This window comes from Cupriavidus lacunae, from assembly GCF_003353055.1.
GTDB classification, from domain to species: Bacteria; Pseudomonadota; Gammaproteobacteria; order Burkholderiales; family Burkholderiaceae; genus Cupriavidus; species Cupriavidus lacunae.
The window spans coordinates 1-1,192 of sequence record NZ_QKWJ01000236.1 but is presented as its reverse complement, the minus strand read 5'-3'; the positions used below and the strand labels follow the sequence as shown (position 1 = coordinate 1,192).

Sequence of the window (1,192 nt, the reverse complement as noted above, 5' to 3'; positions counted from 1 at the left end):
CTTAGTCGAGGATCTTTGCCACGACGCCGGCGCCGACGGTACGGCCACCTTCGCGGATAGCGAAGCGCAGGCCTTCTTCCATGGCGATCGGGGCGATCAGCTTGACGGTGATCGACACGTTGTCACCCGGCATGACCATTTCCTTGTCCGCCGGCAGCTCGATCGAGCCAGTCACGTCGGTGGTACGGAAGTAGAACTGCGGGCGGTAGTTGTTGAAGAACGGGGTGTGACGGCCGCCTTCGTCCTTCGACAGAATGTACACCTCGCCGGTGAAGTGGGTGTGCGGCTTGATCGAACCCGGCTTGCACAGCACTTGGCCGCGCTCGACGTCTTCACGCTTGGTGCCGCGCAGCAGCAGGCCAACGTTGTCGCCGGCTTGACCCTGGTCCAGCAGCTTGCGGAACATTTCCACGCCGGTGCAGGTGGTCTTCACCGTCGGCTTGATACCGACGATTTCGATTTCTTCACCGACCTTCACCACGCCACGCTCGATACGGCCGGTCACCACGGTGCCGCGACCCGAGATCGAGAACACGTCTTCCACCGGCATCAGGAACGTGCCGTCAACAGCGCGCTCCGGCGTCGGGATGTAGGTGTCCAGTGCGTCGGCCAGGTTCATGATGGCCACTTCGCCCAGCTCGCCCTTGTCGCCTTCCAGCGCCAGCTTGGCCGAACCCTTGATGATCGGGGTGTCGTCGCCGGGGAACTCGTACTTCGACAGCAGCTCGCGAACTTCCATCTCGACCAGCTCGAGCAGTTCAGCGTCGTCCACCATGTCGCACTTGTTCAGGAACACGATGATGTAAGGCACGCCAACCTGACGGGCCAGCAGGATGTGCTCGCGCGTCTGCGGCATCGGGCCGTCAGCGGCCGAGCAAACCAGGATGGCGCCGTCCATCTGCGCAGCGCCCGTGATCATGTTCTTCACATAGTCAGCGTGGCCCGGGCAGTCAACGTGCGCGTAGTGGCGGTTGGCCGTCTCGTACTCGACGTGGGCGGTATTGATGGTAATACCGCGTGCCTTCTCTTCCGGCGCTGCGTCGATTTCGTCGTACTTCTTGGCGGCACCGCCGAACTTCGCTGCCAGCACCGTGGCGATCGCTGCGGTCAGCGTGGTCTTGCCATGGTCAACGTGACCAATCGTACCAACGTTCACGTGCGGCTTGGTCCGCTCGAACTTTTCCTTTGCCAT

At 62.2% G+C, this 1,192-nt stretch carries 1 protein-coding gene; it reads right to left on the bottom strand.

The genetic code is table 11. The annotated features are described in order from the left end of the window. Position 1: 1 nt before the first annotated feature. Positions 2-1,192: an elongation factor Tu gene (gene tuf / locus DN412_RS42870; RefSeq protein ID WP_078198162.1), complete on the bottom strand. Its 1,191-nt coding sequence runs from the start codon at positions 1,190-1,192 to the stop codon at positions 2-4.